This is a genomic window from Pseudomonas sp. WS 5021 (assembly GCF_012985535.1).
In the GTDB taxonomy this organism is placed as follows: domain Bacteria; phylum Pseudomonadota; class Gammaproteobacteria; order Pseudomonadales; family Pseudomonadaceae; genus Aquipseudomonas.
Genome location: NZ_JAAQWP010000007.1, coordinates 386,235 through 404,056 on the forward strand (window position 1 = coordinate 386,235; position 17,822 = coordinate 404,056).

At 60.9% G+C, this 17,822-nt stretch carries 14 protein-coding genes; 7 read left to right on the forward strand and 7 right to left on the reverse strand.

What is annotated here, in order from left to right:
- Position 1: 1 nt before the first annotated feature.
- The 6 genes from pcaH (at position 2) to pcaC (ending at position 5,333) form a co-directional block, all read left to right on the forward strand.
- Positions 2-706, forward strand: a complete 705-nt coding sequence (gene pcaH / locus HBO19_RS22775; RefSeq protein WP_169955516.1) for a protocatechuate 3,4-dioxygenase subunit beta — start codon at positions 2-4, stop codon at positions 704-706.
- Position 707: 1 nt separating this feature from the next.
- Positions 708-1,274, forward strand: a complete 567-nt coding sequence (gene pcaG / locus HBO19_RS22780) for a protocatechuate 3,4-dioxygenase subunit alpha (protein ID WP_169955517.1) — start codon at positions 708-710, stop codon at positions 1,272-1,274.
- Positions 1,275-1,457: 183 nt separating this feature from the next.
- The gene (locus HBO19_RS22785; RefSeq protein WP_169955518.1) at positions 1,458-2,753 is read left to right on the forward strand and encodes an MFS family transporter; all 1,296 of its coding nucleotides are present in this window, start codon (positions 1,458-1,460) and stop codon (positions 2,751-2,753) included.
- Between the two features lie 10 nt (positions 2,754-2,763).
- Entirely contained in the window at positions 2,764-4,128 is a 1,365-nt protein-coding gene (locus HBO19_RS22790) for a 3-carboxy-cis,cis-muconate cycloisomerase (RefSeq protein WP_170058356.1), read from the forward strand.
- A gap of 10 nt (positions 4,129-4,138) precedes the next feature.
- A complete protein-coding gene (gene pcaD, locus HBO19_RS22795) occupies positions 4,139-4,930 on the forward strand; it encodes a 3-oxoadipate enol-lactonase (protein ID WP_169955520.1) in 792 nt (263 codons plus the stop codon).
- Positions 4,931-4,940: 10 nt separating this feature from the next.
- On the forward strand, positions 4,941-5,333 hold the full coding sequence (gene pcaC / locus HBO19_RS22800) for a 4-carboxymuconolactone decarboxylase (protein WP_169955521.1): 393 nt from the start codon (positions 4,941-4,943) through the stop codon (positions 5,331-5,333).
- 27 nt (positions 5,334-5,360) lie between these two features.
- On the opposite strand, the gene HBO19_RS22805 is transcribed toward pcaC, so the two are convergent.
- From HBO19_RS22805 to HBO19_RS22835, 7 genes are all read right to left on the reverse strand, one after another.
- Entirely contained in the window at positions 5,361-6,920 is a 1,560-nt protein-coding gene (locus tag HBO19_RS22805) for a M91 family zinc metallopeptidase (RefSeq protein WP_170058357.1), read from the reverse strand.
- Between the two features lie 109 nt (positions 6,921-7,029).
- Positions 7,030-7,923, reverse strand: coding sequence for a polysaccharide deacetylase family protein (locus HBO19_RS22810; RefSeq protein ID WP_170058358.1), 894 nt, complete (start codon positions 7,921-7,923; stop codon positions 7,030-7,032).
- Positions 7,924-8,007: 84 nt separating this feature from the next.
- Positions 8,008-9,516 carry a M91 family zinc metallopeptidase gene (locus tag HBO19_RS22815; protein WP_262386310.1) on the reverse strand — a complete coding sequence of 503 codons (1,509 nt, stop codon included), beginning with the start codon at positions 9,514-9,516 and terminating at the stop codon, positions 8,008-8,010.
- Positions 9,517-9,704: 188 nt separating this feature from the next.
- Entirely contained in the window at positions 9,705-10,955 is a 1,251-nt protein-coding gene (locus HBO19_RS22820) for an OprD family porin (protein ID WP_170058359.1), read from the reverse strand.
- Between the two features lie 166 nt (positions 10,956-11,121).
- Positions 11,122-12,579, reverse strand: coding sequence for an AdeC/AdeK/OprM family multidrug efflux complex outer membrane factor (adeC, locus tag HBO19_RS22825; protein ID WP_170042893.1), 1,458 nt, complete (start codon positions 12,577-12,579; stop codon positions 11,122-11,124).
- Positions 12,579-15,746, reverse strand: coding sequence for an efflux RND transporter permease subunit (locus HBO19_RS22830; RefSeq protein WP_169955526.1), 3,168 nt, complete (start codon positions 15,744-15,746; stop codon positions 12,579-12,581). Before HBO19_RS22830 ends, adeC begins: the two co-directional genes overlap by 1 nt.
- 3 nt (positions 15,747-15,749) lie before the next feature.
- Positions 15,750-16,892, reverse strand: coding sequence for an efflux RND transporter periplasmic adaptor subunit (locus HBO19_RS22835; RefSeq protein WP_169955527.1), 1,143 nt, complete (start codon positions 16,890-16,892; stop codon positions 15,750-15,752).
- 265 nt (positions 16,893-17,157) lie between these two features.
- Here HBO19_RS22835 and HBO19_RS22840 point away from each other — a divergent pair, with 265 nt between their 5' ends.
- The gene (locus HBO19_RS22840) at positions 17,158-17,790 is read left to right on the forward strand and encodes a TetR family transcriptional regulator (RefSeq protein WP_032858025.1); all 633 of its coding nucleotides are present in this window, start codon (positions 17,158-17,160) and stop codon (positions 17,788-17,790) included.
- Positions 17,791-17,822: the final 32 nt, after the last annotated feature.

The following is a 17,822-nucleotide window of genomic DNA, read 5'->3' on the forward strand; positions in this document are numbered from 1 at the left end:
CATGAGTGACAAGCCCGGATACCGGCGCCCGCAAGCGGGTACTCAGCCTGATTACCTGCACCCGGCATACCAGTCGACGAACCTGCGTTCGCCGTCCAAGCCGCTGGTGTTTTTGCCCCATTCGCTGTCGGAAATCACCGGCCCGACTATCGGCGCCGAGCGCATTGCCGAGCACGACAACGACCTGACTGCCCAGCACGATGGCGAGCCGCAAGGCGAGCGCATCATCATTCACGGTCGGGTCCTGGATGAAAACGGCCTGCCTGTGCCGGGCATCCTGGTGGAGATCTGGCAGGCCAACGCCGCCGGGCGCTACAACCACAAGCGTGACCAGCACGACGCGCCCCTGGACCCGAATTTCACCGGCACCGGTCGCACCGTCACCGATGCCGATGGCTGGTACCAGTTCCAGACCATCAAGCCCGGCGCCTATCCGTGGGGCAACCACCACAACGCGTGGCGCCCGGCGCATATCCACTTTTCGCTGTTCGGCCCCAGTGTGCTGACGCGCCTGGTGACCCAGATGTACTTTCCCGGCGACCCGCTGCTGGCCTACGACCCGATCTACAACTGCGTGCCGGACACCTCGGCCAAGGAACGCCTGATCGCCCGTTTCGACCTGGAAAAGACCGTGCCGCATTACGCCCTCGGCTACCGCTGGGACATCGTCCTGCGCGGCCGCGACGCCACGCCGATGGAGAAATGACATGACCCTCAACGCAACCACGTCCCACACCGTCGGACCGTATTACCACATCGGCCTGACCTGGCTGAACCGCGAAGACCTGGCGAATGCGGGCACCCTTGGCGAGCGCGTGGCCATCACCGGGCAAGTGCTCGATGGCAATGGCGAGGTGGTCAACGATGCGATGCTGGAAGTCTGGCAGGCCAACGCTGCCGGCAAATATGACCACCCCGAGGATGACCAGGACAAAGCCCTGGACCCTAACTTCGAAGGCTTTGGCCGGGTGCCGGTGGACGCGCAAGGGCGCTTTCGTTTCAGCACCATCAAGCCGGGCAGTGTGCCGGGCCTCAAGGGCACGACCCAGGCGCCACATCTGGTGGTGCTGGTGTTTGCCCGTGGTTTGGTCAAGCACTTGCTGACGCGGATCTATTTCGACGGCGAGGCAGCCAATGGCGATGACCCGTTGCTGGCGTGTGTGCCGGCAGAGCGGCGCCGCACCTTGGTTGCCAAGGCGGATGCGTCGGGGGTGTATCAGTGGAATGTGATTCTTCAGGGCACCGATGAAGAAACGGTGTTTTTCGATTACTGAGTTGGCTGCAAGGGCGCCATCGCGGGCAAGCCCGCTCCCACAGTGGAATGCGTTCGCCTGTGGGAGCTGGCTTGCCTGCGATAGGGCCGGCACAGGCAACTGCTATCCAAAGGTCTGCTTGCGGAACGAGGTTGTTGCAAAGTATGTCTAGACTCTAACCCGTTCCCCACGAGTGAAAACAACATGACAACCAATACCAGTCACTACACCGGAGAAGAACGCAGCAAACGGATTTTTGCGATTGTCGGGGCCTCTTCCGGCAACCTTGTCGAATGGTTCGACTTCTACGTCTACGCCTTCTGCGCCATCTACTTCGCCCCGGCGTTTTTCCCCTCCGACGACCCCACGGTGCAACTGCTCAACACCGCTGGCGTGTTCGCCGCAGGCTTTTTGATGCGCCCCATCGGCGGCTGGCTGTTTGGCCGGGTCGCCGACAAGCATGGGCGCAAGAATTCGATGATGATCTCGGTGCTGATGATGTGTGCCGGCTCCCTGGTCATCGCCTTTCTGCCCACCTACAAGGACATCGGCGCCTGGGCCCCGGCCCTGCTGCTGATGGCGCGACTGTTCCAGGGCCTGTCGGTGGGCGGCGAGTACGGCACCACGGCAACCTACATGAGCGAAGTCGCGCTCAAGGGCCAGCGCGGCTTCTTTGCCTCGTTCCAGTACGTGACCTTGATCGGCGGGCAACTGCTGGCGGTGTCGGTGGTGGTGATCCTGCAACAACTGCTCACCGAAGACGAACTGCGGGCCTGGGGCTGGCGCATTCCGTTTGTGATCGGGGCCGTGGCGGCGGTGATTTCGCTGCTGCTGCGCCGCTCCCTGAAAGAAACCACCAGCAAGGAAATGCGTGAAAACAAGGACGCCGGCAGCATTGCCGCGCTGTTTCGCGATCACAAGGCGGCGTTTATCACCGTGCTCGGCTACACCGCTGGCGGCTCGCTGATTTTCTACACCTTCACCACCTACATGCAGAAGTACCTGGTGAACACCGCCGGCATGCACGCCAAGACCGCCAGCTACATCATGACCGGCGCGCTGTTCCTCTATATGTGCATGCAGCCACTGTTCGGCATGCTCTCGGACAAGATCGGCCGCCGTAACTCGATGCTCTGGTTCGGCGCCCTCGGCACCCTGTGCACGGTGCCGATCCTGCTGACCCTGAAAACCGTGACCAGCCCGTTCCTGGCCTTTGTGCTGATTACCCTGGCGCTGGCGATTGTGAGTTTCTACACCTCCATCAGCGGCCTGGTAAAAGCGGAAATGTTCCCGCCACAAGTGCGCGCCCTCGGTGTGGGCCTGGCCTATGCGGTGGCCAACGCGATCTTCGGTGGTTCGGCGGAATACGTGGCCCTGGGCCTGAAATCCATCGGCCTGGAAAACACCTTTTATTGGTACGTGACCGGCATGATGGCCATCGCGTTCCTGTTCAGCCTGCGCCTGCCGAAACAGGCGGAGTACCTGCACCACGATCTGTAAGGGATGAGTTATGACACTGCGCACGAGCAACCAATTGTTCGACGCTTACTTCACCGCCGACAGCATGGCCGAGGTGTTCTGTGACCAGGGACGCTTGCAGGGCATGCTGGATTTCGAAGCCGGATTGGCCCGGGCGCAGGCCGGGGTCGGGTTGATTCCTCAGGCCGCCGTGGCGCCGATTGCCCAGGCGTGCCTGGCCTCGTTGTACGACGTGGACGCCCTCGGCGCGGCGATTGCCACGGCGGGCAATTCGGCGATCCCGCTGGTCAAGGCCCTGGGCAAGTTGATTGCCAGTGAAGACGCCGGCGCCGAGCGCTATGTGCATCTGGGCGCCACCAGCCAGGATGTGATGGACACCGGCCTGGTCCTGCAACTGCGGCGGGCGCTGGAGCTGCTCGATACGGACCTGGCCCGCCTGGGCACGGTGCTCGCGGCCCAGGCGCAGCGCTATGCCGATGTGCCATTGGCCGGGCGCACCTGGTTGCAGCACGCAACGCCGGTCACCCTGGGGATGAAAATCGCCGGTTGGCTGGGGGCGGTGACACGTAATCGCCAACGGCTGCTGGAGTTGAAGCCGCGCTTGCTGGTCCTGCAGTTTGGTGGCGCATCCGGCACCTTGGCTGCACTGGGCGAACACGCCATGCCGGTGGCGCAAGCCCTGGCGGCAGAGTTGCAACTGACGCTGCCCGAGCAACCCTGGCACACCCAGCGTGACCGTTTGGTGGAATTTGCCGCCGTGCTGGGCCTGATCGCCGGCAGCCTGGGCAAGCTCGGGCGGGATATCAGCCTGTTGATGCAGACCGAAGCGGGGGAAGTGTTCGAACCTTCGGCGCCGGGCAAGGGCGGCTCCTCGACTATGCCGCACAAGCGCAACCCGGTTGGCGCGGCGGTGCTGATCAGCGCTGCCACGCGCGTGCCGGGCCTGGTGGCGACGATGTTCAGCGCCATGCCCCAGGAGCACGAGCGCAGCCTGGGCCTGTGGCATGCCGAATGGGAAACCCTGCCCGAGATCTGCCGCCTGGTGTCCGGGGCGTTGCATCAGGCGCTGCTGCTGGGCGAAGGCCTGGAAGTCGATGCGCAGCGCATGGCGCGCAATCTCGACCTGACCCAGGGCCTGGTGCTGGCCGAAGCCGTAAGCATCGTCTTGGCCCAGCGTTTGGGCCGTGAAACCGCCCATCACTTGCTGCAACAGTGCTGTAAACGCGCGGTCGCCGAGCAGCGCCATTTGCGCGCAGTGTTGGCCGATGAGCCGCAAGTCACCGCCGAGCTGTCGGCGCTGGAATTGGATCGCCTGCTGGACCCGGCGCATTACCTGGGCCTGGCACAGACCTGGGTCAGCCGCGCCGTGGCCGAGCACTTTGCATTGTCTGCCTGAGGAGACTGCTGTGGGATTTGTACGACTCGCCGATGGCGAACTGAACTACCAACTGGAAGGCCCTGAAGGCGCACCGGTGCTGGTGCTGTCCAACTCATTGGGCACCGACCTGCAGATGTGGGATACCCAGATGCCGGCCTTCACCGAGCATTTTCGGGTGCTGCGCCTGGACACCCGTGGCCACGGCAAATCCCTGGTCACCGAGGGCCCCTACAGCATTGAACAACTGGGCCGTGACGTGCTGGCGTTGCTGGACGCCCTGGATATCCAGCGTGCGCATTTCTGTGGCCTGTCCATGGGCGGGTTGATTGGCCAGTGGCTGGGCATCAACGCCGGTGAGCGCTTGCTCAAACTGGTGCTGTGCAACACGGCGGCCAAGATCGGCACCCCTGAAATCTGGAACCCGCGGATCGACATGGTCCTGCGCGATGGCCAGGCGGCAATGGTGGGCTTGCGTGATGCATCGATTGCCCGCTGGTTCACTGCCGATTTTGCCCAGGCTCATCCCGACCAGGCCAAGCGCATCACCGACATGCTCGCGGCCACATCGCCCCAGGGCTATGCCGCCAACTGTGGCGCGGTGCGCGATGCGGATCTGCGCGAGCAACTGGCGTCCATCAAGGTGCCGACGTTGGTGATTGCCGGCACTGAAGATGCCGTCACACCCCCGGCGGGCGGGCACTTTATCCAGGCGCGTGTAGCGGGCGCCGAATACGCCGAGTTCTACGCGGCGCATCTATCCAACGTACAAGCCGGGGCTGCGTTCAGCGACCGGGTACTGACCTTCCTGCTGGATCGCTGAGGGCGTTTTTGTGGACGAGAAACAACGTTATGCCGAGGGGCTCGAGGTGCGGCGTGCAGTGCTGGGCGATGCCCATGTCGATCGCAGTCTCAATGCCCTGACCGAGTTCAACAGCGAGTTCCAGGAAATGATCACCCGTCATGCCTGGGGCGATATCTGGACCCGCCCGGGCTTGCCCAGGCACACCCGCAGCCTGATCACCATCGCCATGCTGATCGGCATGAACCGCAGCGAAGAGCTGAAATTGCACCTGCGCGCCGCCGCCAGCAATGGCGTGACCCGCGCCGAGATCAAGGAAGTGCTGATGCAAAGTGCGATCTACTGCGGGATCCCGGCGGCCAATGCGACGTTTCACCTGGCAGAGTCGGTGTGGGACGAGTTGGGGGTGGAGTCGCGGGACTGACGACAATTTGCCCGCCCTTATGCCAAGTCACTCTTCAGCCGCTGGAATGTAGGTGTTACGCCGTGGAAAACCGGTTTCTTCACGCAGCGCATTTTCGGTAAAGGTCTTGGGGTTGGTGGGAGTGGGGGGCGTCGTGGGGTCGTTGTCAAAATCAAAGGCGGGAGCAGTGGTCTGCAACCCAACAGCTTGGCGCTCCATATTGGACTCGCCATCGGTTTTGCCTGGGAGGAAGGTGCCGTGGGCGCCGTTATAGGCATGGGCCATTTCATGGTAGAGGATAACGACCGGCGGCTCTCGGAAGATAAAACCAGGGTTGCTGTTGATTGCTGCGCTAGTTGCTACCGAGCCTTTGGTATTACCTTGGATGTAACCTATCAAGGGTGACTCTGCGAGGTCGTCATATTCTTTTAGTTGTTTGTCATGCTCTCTCGTGAAGTTGTTGCCGTATGAATAACTAGTGTTGCCGGTGGTCTCTCGAATAGTAACGGGGGAACCATTGAGTTCGGCTGCCTGGTCTAGTTCAGAGAGCATATTTTGTGCGGTCGGCGAGTTTCTGAAAAATTCAAGATTGTCTTGGGTGTGTTGCTTGAACTTGTCTGAACCTTCGACTTTAAAGGCTTTGTGCCCGGCGTCGCTTATGCGCACTTGTCTTAGGGTTGAGCCGGCAACCCTGGCAACCCGATCCCCCGCGTCGGCGTAGATCTGGTCGCTTGCATGGTTTGCCAGGACGATGTCCCGGCCTCGGCCGGTGTAGAAGGTGGTCGGCCTTGTGCTGTACATCACGTCTTCACCGGGGCCGCCATGCATCAGGTTAATCGGGCTGGCGCCGATCATGGTGTCGTTGCCCTTGCCACCATCCATGTAACTGAACGTTCCCTTGCTGGCGGGGCCGGAGAGCATCAGGTCATTGCCGTTGTTGCCATACATGACGGTCTTGCCTGTGCCGCCGCGCATTGTGTCATTGCCGCTATTGCCTTCGGCGTAGCTGTTGGCGCTGCCCAGAGTGATATCGTCATCGCCCGCACCGCCATAGACACGGGTTTCACCACTGCCAAGGGCTTCAATCCTGTCTCGCCCCCTGCCGCCCTCAATGACAATCGGCATAGTGACGCGAGGATCAACCCTGATGTGATCATCACCGCCTTTGGACTTGATGTGCAGTTCTTCAGGGTAATCTTCGTGGTTGTTGATTTTTAATAGGTAATGAATGCCATTGACTTCCAAGTGAATGTTGTCGCCTGAAGCGGGATTAACCTTTATGACGTCTGAATGATTACCTGTAACGACTTGCAGCGCGTTGCTTCTGTTTAGATATCCATCATCCGTGGATTTCTCCCATGTGACTTGATGGGTTATTTTTATAGTGTTGTCGCTAAATAGGGCGAATGCGTTTGTATAGACGGGATATTTTTCAACGTAGTTCTGATCGATTGTCAATGTTGAATGTGGCGTAAAGAGCGTATGTGATTTTTTCAATGGCGGGCTTTGAATCGTAATGGGGTTCGATACGGAGTTACCCGCCAGTGTTACCGGGTGCGTGCTTGGTGGCGGTAGATTTAACGGTTGTAAGCCAGTTGATATTGCCATTACGTACTCTCGCTTTAGTGTGTGCGTTGAGTACTAGTGGCTGAGCGGTGGCCAAGGATTCCCAAGGGAACCGATGCCGGTTTTTTCGGGACCCGTAGCAGGGTGGCGTTCAGTGAGCGTCGGCGTCCCACACCCAGTTCCACACTCCCGGCAAGTGCACCACCTCGTTGGTATCCTTCACCGTGCGCGCCAGGGCTGCGCGTTCCAGGCTCGCGCGGTCGGTGTAGAAGGGAGCGGCGGCAGTCTTCAGGCCATTGGCCTGGGCACTGTCCATCAGGATCTGCAGGTATTCCGGCAGGTGCCGGGCGGTGTAGCGGTTGATGTCGTGAAAGGTCACCACGACCGGAATCACCCCGTCCACGGTCGGCAGTTCGCCCAGCGCAATGCGTTCGCGCACCAGCGATAGTTGCCGCAGCAGGTTGGCCCGCCGCCTCGGGCTGGCATTGAAGCCCCAGATCTTGCCGTCATTGGCACTCAAGTCGGTCAGCAGGATATGCATGCCGTGGTGCTGATAGGCGGCGAAGGTGCGCTTGTCATAGTTCCAGAAGGGCGGGCGCACCAGGCTGGGTGCGGTGCCAGTGATCGAGGCAATGCTTGCGGCGCCCAGGCTCAGGGTCTGTGCCAGGTCTTCGTCGTTCATCAGGCGATGGTTGCTATGCCAGCGGGTGGCGGTGTGGAAGGCCAGGATATGCCCGGCGGCGTGTTCGCGTTCCATGGTCTTGCGCCCGCGCGGGCTGCCGCCGGAACGCCAGGCCTGGGTCTGCAAAAAGAAAATTGCCTTGATCCCCGGCAGCACCGGGTTTTGAGCCAGGTCCTGGATTACCGAGCGGCTGGGATTGGCGTAGCCCGAGGCGCTGGGGCCATCATCGAACGTCAGCAGGAAACGGATCGGCGCCTGGCTTTGCAGGCGTTGTGCGGTCTGCGGGGTCAATGCCACGGGCGCGCCGATGCAGCCGCTGAGGCTGATCAATAGTGTGGCAAGCAAGAGGGCAATGAGTTTCATGGGGCTCTGGGGTCAATGATGCACATCCTTGTGATCGGGGTATGGAGGCCGGCAACATACAGCAAGCGCGTACCCCGTTCACTGTCAGTCTGCGTAGTGCTCACGCGGGCCATAGCCCATTTCCTCACGCAAGCCGTTCTCGGTGAACGGCTTGGGATTGGTTGAAGTAGGCGGCGTGAGTGGGTCGTTGTCAAAGTCGAACGGCGCGGCAGTAGTCGGCAGGCCAACGGCCTGGCGCTCTACATTGGGTGTATCCACTGGAGGGTTTGCGCCTACCTGCTCTTGGGTGTGGCCGCTGAAAAAGGTGCCCGTGCCGGCGTTCCAGGCATGGGCCGATTCATGTTGCAGGGTGACGATGGGTGCGGCAGGGACATTGGGGTCGGCGTAGATATCGAACGGATTGTACTGCAGGGTGCCACTGTTGATTCGGCGACCTGCAGCCCCTTCTTTGATATGGCTTTGTTTTGTCTGTTCTGGCGACAGATGGTCGTCAAAATGACTGCTGGAACCTTCGATAATCGGCAACGGCGCGCCGTTTTGTCGAGCCACGGCGTCCATCCCCGCGAGCATTTGCTGGCCCACGGGCGAGCCGCGCAGCAATTCAAGGTCATCTTCGACCCGTTGCTTGAACGCCTGCGTGCCCTGGGCCTGGAACCCTTCTTTACCGGCGTTGCTTGGCGACACCGGGGTGATCGTTGCATCGGACCCGCCCAAGAGCCGATCAGTGGGTTTTGCATAGATGCGGTTGTCCGGCCGGTTGGACCAGATCGTGTCGTGGCCTTTGCCGCTGTAGAAGGTCGTGCGGTCGTGCCCCACCAGCACATCGTCACCTTGGCCGCCGTTTATCACCGTATGCCCATTGCCAGCGTATAGCTGGTCGTTACCGCTGCCGCCATCCAGGTAGCTTTGCTTCTGGGCGGCCCCGGCACCTGCGTACAGCCGGTCATTGCCGTTATTGCCGTACATGACGTTGGAGCCCGTGCCTCCCACTATCGTGTCATCACCTTCGTTGCCCTCGACATACCCGTTGCCGCTGCCCAGGCGCAGGGTGTCGTTGCCCTTGCCGCCAAACAGCTGGGTGGGGCCGCTGCCCGCTTGCACGTCATCGTCGCCATCGCCGGCTTCGACCTTGACCGGGAGCATGACGCCGGGGTCGATTTTTATCTTGTCGTCACCGCCATGGCTTTTGATATGCAGGCTGGTGGGCGCACTGTCCTTGGAGTCTCTGACATTAAACAGGTAGGGCTTACCGTTGACCTCGACCTTGAGTCGGCCATCAGGGTGGTTGCTCAGATGAATAGTGTCGGCGCTGTTGCCGGTTTCAAATGTCAGGGCGTCGCTCACAATGATCGATTTTCCCGGCGCCAGAGGTACTTCGCTCAGGGACTGGCGGACTCTGAGGTTGCCGTCATCGACCAACGTCAGTTGCTTGTCCTGCGAGGAGAAATTCGGAAGCTCCGGTTGCGCCTGTGAAGGGGTTCGCGCAGAAGGAAACGGCTGGTGTTGGCCTTTGCCTGGCACGGCGGCGGGCTCGGCCTGTGGCGTGTGAGGGGGGAGGGCAGGCATGGCGTGATGTGGCGCGATCGTGTTCATGGTCAGTACCTTTCAGTTCAACGCAAACGCCCCTCCAGGGGGGGGGAGGGGCGGTAGGTATGTCGTGCGACTGAATGAAAGTGTTCCGTCGCCGCCGTCGATCCTTTGTTACCGGGCGTAATAAAGTAGGCGCACCCGGTGCAGAAAAGTCGTCGGACGGCGCGGGCTTTTTGCCGTTCGCCCTGTCACTACAACAAGCTGATTGGATAGCTGACGATCAACCGGTTCTCATCAAACTCATTGTTGCTGTAGTCGCGGCGCATGCTGGAATTGCGCCAGCGCATTGTAAGATTTTTCAGGCTGCCGCTTTGCACGGTGTAGCCCACTTCGCTTTCCCGGCCCCATTCCTTGCCATCGTTGACAGTGGCGGTGTGCACGTTGCTGCCGCTGATGTAGCGGTTCATCAAGGTCAGGCCGGGCACGCCCAGGGCGGCGAAGTTGTAGTCATGGCGTACCTGCCAGGATTTTTCCTCGGCGTTGTCATAGCTGGCATTGAAGCTGTCGTTGGCCAGGGTGCCGCCGCTGGTGCCATTGACTCGCATCCACGCGCTGTTGCCGCTGAGTTTTTGCAGGCCGACGTAGAAGGTGTTGCCACCGTACCTGGCGGAGAACAGGCCGGACCAGGTCTTGTTGTCCAGGTTGCCGGCCCGGGCGCTGCCGTCGTCCTGGCCGTAGAAGAAGCCGAGGTTGGCCCCCAGGGTCCAGTCGCCCAGGGGCTGGCTGTGGGTCAGGTTGAGGTATTGCTGGCGGTAGATGTCCTTGAGCTGGGCATTCCACACGCCGACCTGGGTACGTTTGTCGTTGAACGCGTATTCGGCACCCTGGAAGTTGAAGCGATCGGAGGTGAACGCGGTTTTCCCGAACATCGACATGTCCGTCATGCTGCTGTCGTCACGCGGGCTGTTGGCGCGGAACTGGCCGCCATACAGGGTCAGGCCGGCGATTTCTTTGGAGGTGATCTGCCCGCCGCGCAGGGTTTGCGGCAGTGAGCGGCCATCGTCCGAACGCAGGATCGGCAGTACCGGCATCCACTCGCCGACTTTCAACTCGGTCTGGGAAATCCGTGCCTTGAACGCCACCCCCAGGCGCCCGAAGTTATCGGCCGGCTTGCCATCGTGGTCCAGGGGCAGCAATTGGGTGCCGCCGGAGCCGCCGCCGCCGTCGAGCTTTTGCGAATACATGCCCAGCACATCCACCCCGAACCCCACGGTGCCCTGGGTGAAACCGGACTTGGCATCAAGGATGAAACTCTGCGTCCACTCTTGCGCGCCGCCCTGGGCCTTGGTCGGGTTGGTGAAATTGCGGTTGAAGAAGAAATTGCGCAGGTTGAGGTTGGCGCTGGCATCTTCCAGAAAGCCGTGTTCCTGGGCAACAACTGGGAGGGCAAGGCTGGCGACAGCGGTAGCCAGCAATAGCCGGCGAGGGTGCAAGGTGCTCATGGCATGGGACCTGTTGTTATTGGTGGTTTTCAGGTGTGGGCCATGGTGCGGGGCGTGTGTGGGGCGGTTCAATTGGGGGAGGGCGGGTTTTGGGCGGTGATCGCACGAAACTGTGCGCCCATGAAAAAGCCCACCAAAGGGTGGGCTTCATGTGTTGCTACGCCGATCAGAACAACTTGAGCTTCGGCGCTTCTTCTTTCACCGGCTCATTCTTCGCCGTCTGTTCGTTCCAACCGCCACCGAGGGCCTTGTACAAGGTCACTTCGCTGGTCAGTTGGGCCAGGCGGTCGGTGATCAGCGTTTGCTGGGCAGCGAACAGCTGGCGTTGGGCGTCGAGGAAGGTCAGGTTGCTATCAACCCCAATGCGGTAGCGACGCTCGGCCAGGCGGTAGTAGTCCTGGTTGGCCGCGACGAAATCACGCTGGGCCTGCAACTGTTGGTTGTAGGTCGCACGTGCCGCCAGGCCGTCGGAGACTTCCTGGAACGCGGTCTGGATCGACTTCTCGTAGGTCGCGACGTTGATCTCTTTCTGGATCTTCGAGTAGTCCAGGCTGGCGCGCAGGCTACCGGCGTTGAAGATCGGGATGTTGATCTGCGGCGCGAACGACCAGGTACCCGAGCCGCCCTTGAACAGGCCACCGAGGTCCGGGCTCAAGGTCCCGGCATTGGCGGTCAGGCTGATGCTCGGGAAGAACGCAGCCCGTGCCGCGCCGATGTTGGCGTTGGCAGCCTTGAGGTTGTGCTCGGCCTGCAGGATGTCGGGGCGACGTTGCAGCAGGTCTGAGGGCAGGCCGGCCGGTACTTCGCTCAACAGGTCGTCGGACAGCGGCTGAGTGGCGAGATTCGCCGGCAGGCCGGTGCCCAGCAGCAGGGTCAGGTTGTTTTCGTCCTGGGCCACCTGGCGGGTGTAGCGGGCCAGTTGCACACGGGCGCTTTCAACCGAGGTGCGCGCCTGGCTCAAGTCCAGGGCCGAGGCCACGCCGACTTCGTTGCTGCGCGAGGTGAGCTTGAAGCTCTGCTCGTAGGCGGCCAGGGTGTCCTGGGTCAGCTTGAGCAGTTCCTTGTCCGCTTGCCAGGTCAGGTAGGCATTGGCCACGCTGGCCACCAGGCTGATCTGCGTGCTGCGGCGTGCTTCTTCAGTGGCGAAGTATTTCTGCAACGCTTCTTCGCTCAGGCTGCGCACCCGGCCGAACAGGTCCAGTTCGTAGGCGTTGATCCCGAGGGTCGCCGAGTAGGAACTGGTGATGTTCGATTCGCCGGTTTGCGAGGCCCGTGCCGGAACGCGCTGGCGGCTGCCGCTGCCATTGGCGCCGACGGCCGGGAACAGGTCGGCACGCTGGATGCGGTACTGCGCGGCAAAGGCGTCGATGTTCAGCGCCGCGACACGCAGGTCACGGTTGTTGACCAGTGCGACCTGGATCAGTTGCTGCAGGGCAGGATCGTGGAAAAACTGCTTCCAGCCTTGCTCGGCAGCGGCCTGGCTCGGCGCCTGGGCCGACGAGTACGCCGGCCCCTGCGGGAACTGGGCGGCAACCGGCGCTTCAGGCTGCTGATAATCAGGGATCAGCGAGCAGCCACTGAGCACGAATGCCGTGACTGCCAGGGAGAGTAGCGACTTGCGCATTAGCCAGCCTCTTTAGGAGTATTCGGTGTATCGGACTTGTCAGTTTTTTTCCGGCTACCCATGGCGGACACGGTCACGAAGAACAGTGGCACCCAGAAGATCGCCAGGACGGTGGCAGTGATCATACCGCCAATCACCCCGGTACCGATTGCGTGTTGGCTGCCTGAACCTGCGCCCGAGGAGATCGCCAGCGGCAGTACGCCGAGGACGAACGCCATGGACGTCATGATGATCGGACGCAGACGCATGCGGGACGCCTCGATGGCCGCCTCGACGATGCCCTTGCCCTGCTCATGCAGCTCCTTGGCAAATTCCACGATCAGGATGGCGTTCTTCGAGGCCAGGCCCACGGTCACCAACAACCCCACCTGGAAGAACACGTCGTTGGACAGTCCTCGCAGGCTGGTGGCCATCAGTGCACCGATCACGCCCAGCGGGACTACCAACACCACCGCAATCGGGATCGACCAGCTTTCGTACAGCGCTGCCAGGCAGAGGAACACCACCAGCAACGACAGGGCATACAGCGCAGGCGCCTGGGAGCCGGACAAGCGTTCTTCATACGACAGACCGGTCCAGGCATAGCCCACACCCGCCGGCAATTGCTTGGCGATGCGCTCGACTTCCGCCATCGCGTCACCGGTGCTGTAGCCAGGCGCCGGGGTCCCGAGGACTTCCATCGCCGCTACGCCGTTGTACCGCGACAGTTTCGGCGAGCCGAAGATCCAGTTACCAGAGGCAATTGCTGATAATGGCACCATCTTCCCGTCGTTGGCGCGCACGAACCATTTGTTCAGGTCTTCAGGGGACATCCGGCCAGCGGCCTCACCCTGGATGTAGACCTTCTTCACTCGACCGCGGTCGATGAAGTCATTGACGTAGCTGCCACCCAAGGCAATCGCCAGGGTCTGGTTGATGCTCGACAGGCTGATGCCCTGGGCACTGGCCTTCTCGTCATCAATGGTCAGCTCGTACTGCGGCTCATCGTTGACGCCGTTGGGACGTACGCCGGCCAGGATCTTGCTCTGCGCGGCCATGCCGAGGAACTGGTTACGTGCGTTCATCAAGGCATCGTGACCCACACCGCCCTGGTCCTGCAGGAACACGTCGAAACCGGTGGCGTTACCCAACTCCAGTACCGATGGGGGCACGATGGCAAACACCATGGCGTCCTTGAAGGTCTGGAAGAAGTATCCCTGGGCACGCTTGGCCACTTCGAACACCGACATCGATGCGTCGCGCTGGTCCCATGGCTTGAGCATGACGAATGCCAGGCCCGAGCTTTGGCCACGACCGGCAAAGTTGAAGCCGTTTACGGTAAATACCGATTGCACGGCCTTGCCTTCACCGGGCTCACCTTCCTTGTCGTTCAACAGGAAGGCACGCATGTCGTCGATAACGGTCTGGGTGCGTTCGGCCGAAGAACCAACCGGTGTCTGCACCTGGGCGAAGATCACACCCTGGTCTTCCTCGGGCAGGAACGCGCTTGGAATACGGGTGAACAGCCAGATCATGCCGGCGAAGATGATCAGGTACACCAGGAACGAAGGCGCCTTGTGCTTGATCATGTTGCCCACGCCACGCTCGTAGCTCAGTACGCCACGGTCGAAGGTACGGTTGAACCAGCCGAAGAAACCACGCTTGGGTTGGCCGTGTTTCTCGGGGTCGATCGGCTTGAGCATGGTGGCGCACAAGGCTGGGGTGAAGATCAGTGCAACCAGCACCGACAGGGCCATCGCCGACACAATGGTGATGGAGAACTGTTTATAGATCACGCCGGTGGAGCCGCCGAAGAACGCCATCGGCAGCAATACCGCCGACAGGACCAGGGCAATACCCACCAGGGCGCCCTGGATCTGGCTCATGGACTTGACCGTCGCCTCCTTGGGCGACAGGTGCTCCTCGGCCATCACCCGCTCGACGTTTTCCACCACCACGATCGCATCGTCCACCAGCAAGCCGATGGCCAGGATCATGCCGAACATGGTCAAGGTGTTGATGGTGAAACCAAAGGCCGCGAGGATGCCGAACGTACCCAGCAACACCACCGGTACCGTCATGGTGGTGATGATGGTGGCGCGGAAGTTTTGCAGGAACAGGTACATCACCAGGAACACCAGGATGATCGCCTCGACCAGGGTATCGACTACCCCGGAAATCGATTCGGTCACCACCGGTGTGGTGTCATACGGAACCACGGCTTTCATGCCTGGCGGGAAGAACGGCTCCAGGGACGCGACCGTGGCACGGATGGCCTTGGCGGTGTCCAGGGCGTTGGCGCCCGATGCCAGTTTGATCGCCATGCCGGAAGCCGGCTTGCCGTTGAACTGGGCGCTGATGCTGTAGTTCTGGCCACCCAGCTCGACACGGGCGACATCGCCCAGGCGCACTTGGGAACCATCGCTGTTCACGCGCAGGAGGATCTTTTCAAACTGCTCGGCGCTTTGCAGGCGAGTCTTGCCGATGATGGTGGCGTTCAACTGAGTGCCGGGCAGGGCTGGCAGGCCACCCAACTGGCCGGTGGCCACCTGGACGTTCTGCGCCGCAATGGCACTGCTGACATCCACCGGGGTCATCTGGAAGTTGTTCAACTTGGCCGGGTCCAGCCAGATACGCATGGCGTACTGGGAACCGAAGACCTGGAAGTCACCCACCCCAGATGTCCGCGAAATCGGGTCCTGGATGTTGGAAACGATGTAGTTGGACAGGTCATCCTTGCTCATGGTGCCGTCTTCGGATACCAGGCCGATCACCATCAGGAAGTTCTTCACCGACTTGGTTACGCGGATCCCCTGCTGCTGCACTTCTTGCGGCAGCAATGGGGTCGCCAGGTTCAGCTTGTTCTGTACCTGAACCTGGGCGATGTCCGGGTTGGTACCCTGGTTGAACGTCGCGGTGATAGTCATGCTGCCGTCGGAGTTACTGTCCGAGGCGACATAACGCAGGTTGTCGATACCGTTGAGCTGCTGCTCGATCACCTGCACCACGGTGTCCTGCACGGTTTGTGCGGACGCGCCTGGGTAGGTCACCTGGATATCAATGGCGGTTGGCGCGATGGCCGGGTATTGGTTGATGGGCAACTTCAGGATCGACAGTGCCCCGACCAGCATGATCACCAGGGCTATTACCCAGGCGAAAATGGGACGGTCGATAAAAAATTTCGACATGTATTACTCCCCTTTGCCAGCGGCGGCGGCAGGAGCAGAACCGGCGGGCTTGGCGTTGGTGGCTTCCTTCGCTTCAACCGTGATGCCCGGCTTGATGAACTGCAAGCCTTCGGTGATCACACGGTCACCGGCATTCAGGCCCTTTTCCACCAGCCAGTAGGCGCCGGCGGTACGGTTGGCCACCAGCACGCGCTGTTCGACCTTGTTGTCGGCGGTGACGACCAGCGCAGTCGGGATGCCCCGGATGTCGCGGGTCACGCCTTGTTGTGGGGCGAGGATCGCCTTGCTGTTCACGCCGGCCTGCAATTGTGCGTGGACAAACATGCCCGGCAACAGGGTGTGATCAGGGTTGGGGAACACAGCGCGCAGGGTTACCGAGCCAGTGGTCTGGTCGACCGACACTTCGGAAAATTCCAGGCGGCCTTGCTGGGTGTATTCGCTGCCGTCTTCCAGGGTCAGCTTGACCATGGCCGCGTTTTCACCGGCTTTCTGCAGTTGGCCGCTTTCCAGGTCGCGACGCAGTTTCAGCATCTCGGCGGAGGATTGCGTGACGTCGACGTAGATCGGGTCCAGTTGCTGGATCACGGCCATGGCGTCTGCCTGGCCATTGCTGACCAATGCGCCTTCGGTGACCGAGGAACGCCCGATACGCCCGGAGATCGGGGCGAACACCTTGGTGTAGCGCACGTTGATCTGAGCCGTCTGCAGGTTGGCTTCGGAAGTCATGCGGTTGGATACGGCGGTGTCGTATTCCTGGCGGCTGACCGCCTGCTCGTTGACCAGTTGTTTGTAGCGGTCGGCAATCGACTTGGTCTGTTGCAGGTTGGCCTGGGCGCTTTTCAGGGTCGCCTCATACACCGACGGATCGATCTGATAGAGCTGCTGGCCTTCCTTGACGTCGCCGCCTTCCTTGAACAGGCGCTTGAGAATGATGCCATTGACCTGGGGGCGGACTTCCGCGATGCGGAACGCAGTGGTGCGGCCCGGCAATTCGGAGGTCAGGGTATAGGCTTGAGGTTGAAGGGTGACCACGCCGACCTGAGGGGTTTGAGCGGGCGGCGCCGCTTCTTCCTTTTTACATCCGCTGAGCAGCGATGCCAGGGCGACGGCAGTGACCAGAGCGGTAACAGCTGGCTTAAGTTGCATGAAGATCCTCGGGTCAGGCGCGCTTGATGCGCACAAGAAGTGTGGAAGGGTAAAAAACAGACAGTGAGTAGATAAGTAGCTTGCTAGGCAATATACTTACGTTCATGGTTGTTTGTAAACTCTTGACAGGCTTCGCGGAATCCTTACAAAGCAATGCCCAAAGCCTCGATTCTAGTACGTTCGATGCCCATGAAGGCGTCGTCCCATAATTATTCAGAAGGTGGTTATCCACCACCGCCCGTGTCCTGATTGAGGTGTTACTGCCATGGTTCGTCGTACCAAAGAGGAAGCTCAGGAAACGCGCAGCCAGATACTTGAAGCCGCCGAGCAAGCCTTTTATGAGCGCGGTGTTGCGCGCACTACGCTGGCGGATATCGCGGCGCGGGCGGGGGTGACGCGGGGCGCGATCTATTGGCACTTCAGCAACAAGTCGGACCTGTTGCAGGCACTGCTCGACACGCTGCACGAACCCCTGGACGAATTGGCCAGGGCCAGTGAAAGCGAGGATGAGGTAGATCCGCTGGGCTGCATGCGCAAGCTGCTGATCCATCTTTTTCATCAGGTGGCCCTGGACCCGAAGACTCGGCGCATTAATGAGATCCTGTTCCATAAGTGCGAATTTACCGACGAAATGTGCGACATGCGCCGTCAACGCCAGACCCATAGCCTTGAGTGCAACCTGCGTATCGGCCTGACGTTGCGCAATGCAGTCCACCGCGGGCAACTTCCGGAAAACCTCGACACCGCTCGTGGGGCGGTGTGCATTCATGCCTACATCAACGGGCTTGTTGGCCAGTGGCTTCTGGTGCCTGACAGTTTCGAGCTGTATCAGCAGGCCGAGCGCCTGGTGGATATCGGGCTGGACATGCTGCGCTTGAGCCCCAGCCTGCGCAATTGATACAAAATGCGTAATTACGTCTGTTTGTGTCA